This window comes from Bacillus cereus group sp. BfR-BA-01379, assembly GCF_022663605.1.
Lineage (GTDB): Bacteria > Bacillota > Bacilli > Bacillales > Bacillaceae_G > Bacillus_A > Bacillus_A mobilis.
Genome location: NZ_JAKUFT010000151.1, coordinates 1 through 3,602 on the forward strand (window position 1 = coordinate 1; position 3,602 = coordinate 3,602).

Sequence of the window (3,602 nt, forward strand, 5' to 3'; positions counted from 1 at the left end):
TTTATGCTCCTTTCGTACATCATACTTTATAGCCCCAAACTTATTTCTATATAAAGAATCTATTCTCCTTTATATGAAATTAAAATAAAGCCATTCATATGAATGGCTTTACAAAACATAGTCTAGTTATGCAATGTTTCCTATGTCAACAATGGTTCAATCGCTTCAATTTTACAAACTGATATAATTACTGTAACTACCCCAGCACTATTAGCAAGCTTTACAACATCACAAGTGACTGAAGAAACAGTGCCTGCATAATTATTACTTCCTGTATTAATGCGCACTGCTCTATTAACTAATTTTTTCAGTTCATCTCTAATTCCTTGCACACAGCAACAATCGCATTTTTTATTTTGTTCTTCATGTTCTTTTTTACACTCTTCAAAAGCGTCCCAGCAATCATCTTGTTTACATGTACACTTCTTTTTAGAATTACTATAACGATATCCCAAAATCTCACCCCCTAATCATTTCTATTAATATAGTATGTTCACTACCTTTAAAGTGTACGAGGCAAAAACATAGAAAGAAAAAAACAAACAATTGTACTAAACATTCTTTTCTTTATTAATAATAAAAACAAACCTCTAACAATTATAGGCTTGCTTAATCAGGAACTGAATTTTAATTTTAGACAGACCCTTTCTCAAAAAATCTTTTTTTCTTTTAATAAGCTGGAGACTCTTTAAAGAGTCTCCAGCTTTTCCTATTACTTCACATATACATAGACTTTGTTTGCAGTAATATAGTATGTTTTTCCTTTACTGTTGTGAAGTATACATTCAGAAAAACGTACTCCAAAATAAAATATTATTTTGGAGTACGTTTTCTTCACCAAGTGTTTATTGATCAATCTCATCACCAGTAGTTCTCTCCGCTATCTTGTAAAATTTAGCATACTTTGTATGGATTCTATATCTAGTAGAAAGCACTCTATCATATAAAGCGAAAATAATAGGTTAATAAACAAGCCATTTTTTTACTAAAACATAGAATAATAGGAATCCTATTGAAGGGAGGTATAAAAGAATGTCCTGGAAAAATGATTGCTGGAGTTCTAAGAAAAAAAATTGTTGTGATGACTGGTGGAAATCTAAAGAAAAGCATTGCAATGATGATTGGTGGAAATCTAAAGAAAAGCATTGCAATGATGATTGGAGTTCTAAACAAAATAAGTGTCGCTGTAAATGTTTCTTTATTTGTTGTCATTGTAAAAGGAAACATTGGTAATATTTTAAGTGTCAACTTAAAGGAAAGAATATGTTTTTTGGGACCCATAAATACTAAAATATATAAAAAGCTGACTAAATATAGTCAGCTTTTTATATATTCACACATAGGGATTTAAATTGACATCTATACTTACTAGTTGAATGGAGTATTGAAAAAATAAGCTGACTCTTATAAATCGACTCTTTAATTACTTCACATACATATTAAGCTTATTTACAGCAGTAAGTTTTTCCTTTGCTATTGTGCACTTTGTATTGTAGTGTTCCTTTAACACTTACTTTTGCATCAATAACAAACTCTAATCATACATTAACAGAACCAGCAACGTCTTTATCTTTCCAAGTTGGTGAATTATAGAAACGTAAATTATTCCTTTTAGAAACACCACGTTTTCCTACAATAAATGAATCTACTGTACTTTTTTATCGAACTTCACATAAAAAATCATATTTAATCTATTAATCTTCACCAAGATTCAACTGGACGTCTATGAGTTACCTATATCTTATATTTTGTGTAACTAAGCTTAACGCTAAACCTATTGGTAATCCTAGCTTTATAACACTTCATCTTTTCAGTTACTTAATACATTAACAATGAATTTCTCATTTTATATAGATTACTATAAGCATCCATAAAGCCAAGGCGCCAACGATAGCGAGCGCTATGCGTGTAGATAGTACCCTTAATTCAAAATCTGTTTTCTTGGAGGGTTCAGGATATGCAATTATGTAAATTCCCTTTAATAATGCAAGCCATGCAATAACCGTTAGGAACCCCTGCCAGTTGAACACCCATACATTATGTAGGATCACAGTACCTAGCCCTAGGAAAATCGATAAAAAACCGTACATAATACCAAACCCTCTGTCTTCAACCACTAATTTTTTCAATTCACGTAGTACCGATGGACGTACGAAAAGTATTCCCGATATGATAACCGTTATCCATCCCCAAAACAATCCTAAAAAAGTGCTAGTTTCCATTATTAGTTCACTCCCCTCAATTATTTATATTTCAGATGTTCCCCCCTTTAGAACAATTCCGGCATCTATATATAGGCTAAATTCTGCTCTTTATTCATACAAATATGGCATATTCAATACTTATCCTTAACCACCTCATTTCTCTACGAAATAAATTTTTTATATCATTCTTTGTCATCATCTATCCGAATCAACCGAAGTCGCTTTGTACTATTACCACACACTTTTTCATAGCTTGGAGCTAACATGCATCGAGCCAATATAATGATTTATTTGCCTTTTCACTAACCTCTACAATTGCCCCCTATTAAAATAGCGTTTTTGTTTCAAATGATGCCCTCATTAATTCGGACGGATTCCCTAGTGTTTTTACCAAAAATTTATGATATCGTTAATTAGTCGAGTACGTCATTACTTGATGATTACCCTTAGGAGCCTCGTGGACAATCGGTGTTTCTTTTATGTAAATAAGGATTTTGTTTAAACTTTACGATATGCAACTATATTAAAATATCTTCTAAAATTCCCATTGAACATTTATAATACTTTTAAACGGTTTAAATTCTACAATCAGTAATGGAGGCATTTTAATGGGAAAAGTATCATCACACCAATCAAACCCTAATATACCCTCACAGCAAGTGAACCCTAATACCCAACAAGGTAATATTAAAAAAACAAGACGCCGTATTATAACTACTTTGGCTATTATATTACCTATAATTTTTGTCCTTCAATATTCTCTGAATAACCAACAAGAAATGATTAAAGAAAAACAAATCACGCTTAATACGGAGCAACAAAAATTATCTTCTGTAAAGAAGGATGGTCATTCCCTTAAGAATGATGTTACAGCTTTAACAGGTAGTGAAGAAGAAATTTTAAAATTCGCAAGGAAATTGTATGGATTTTCCAAACCGAATGAAACTATATTTCAAATAACTGAATAAAATTACACTGCATTACCCAAAAGGCGATTTGAAGATAATCGCCTTTTTATATTTAATTTCTAAAGAAATCATACTAATCTCTCTTTCTATCATATAACTATTTTATTTAATTTGTTAAAATACTACCGCTTGTCCATTTCACTTTGCTCTGTCATTACATTTACTATAAGTAATACGATTTTTAGAGGTGATAAATAATGGACGAGTTTTTATCCTTTGCTGTACCTAATCCGGGTTCTATCGGACCTACACTTCCACCTGCTCAACCCTTTCAATTCCCTACTGGTCCCACCGGGTTCTACTGGACCAACCGGATTTAATCTTCCTGCTGGACCTGCATCTATTACCTTGACTTCTAACGAAACCACAGCATGTGTATCCACTCAAGGAAATAATACTTTATTTTTTTCGGGTCAAGTATTAGTAAACG

The 3,602-nt window shown here is 31.9% G+C and carries 4 protein-coding genes and 2 pseudogenes; 3 read left to right on the plus strand and 3 right to left on the minus strand.

Features of this window, described 5'->3' with window-relative positions:
* Positions 1-140: 140 nt before the first annotated feature.
* The gene (gene exsK / locus MR113_RS26950; protein ID WP_242257456.1) at positions 141-455 is read right to left on the minus strand and encodes an exosporium protein ExsK; all 315 of its coding nucleotides are present in this window, start codon (positions 453-455) and stop codon (positions 141-143) included.
* 557 nt (positions 456-1,012) lie between these two features.
* Here exsK and MR113_RS28535 point away from each other — a divergent pair.
* Positions 1,013-1,351 carry a hypothetical protein gene (locus MR113_RS28535; protein ID WP_313895094.1) on the plus strand — a complete coding sequence of 113 codons (339 nt, stop codon included), beginning with the start codon at positions 1,013-1,015 and terminating at the stop codon, positions 1,349-1,351.
* A 94-nt stretch (positions 1,352-1,445) separates the two neighbouring features.
* Here the strand turns inward: MR113_RS28535 and MR113_RS26960 are convergent.
* Positions 1,446-1,675: pseudogene (locus MR113_RS26960) on the minus strand (N-acetylmuramoyl-L-alanine amidase); the annotation flags it as partial.
* A 166-nt stretch (positions 1,676-1,841) separates the two neighbouring features.
* Entirely contained in the window at positions 1,842-2,222 is a 381-nt protein-coding gene (locus MR113_RS26965; RefSeq protein ID WP_242257458.1) for a hypothetical protein, read from the minus strand.
* Between the two features lie 590 nt (positions 2,223-2,812).
* On the opposite strand from MR113_RS26965, the gene MR113_RS26970 reads away from it, so the two are divergent.
* Positions 2,813-3,172, plus strand: a complete 360-nt coding sequence (locus MR113_RS26970) for an FtsB family cell division protein (RefSeq protein ID WP_242257459.1) — start codon at positions 2,813-2,815, stop codon at positions 3,170-3,172.
* Positions 3,173-3,369: 197 nt separating this feature from the next.
* Positions 3,370-3,602, plus strand: a pseudogene (locus MR113_RS26975) (exosporium leader peptide-containing protein); the annotation flags it as partial.

What these genes read in the sequence shown, in the direction of transcription:
- MR113_RS26965 (WP_242257458.1), bottom strand. Translation starts at nt 2,222, where the DNA reads ATGGAAACTAGCACTTTTTTAGGATTGTTTTGGGGATGGATAACGGTT.
- MR113_RS26970 (WP_242257459.1), top strand. Translation starts at nt 2,813, where the DNA reads ATGGGAAAAGTATCATCACACCAATCAAACCCTAATATACCCTCACAG.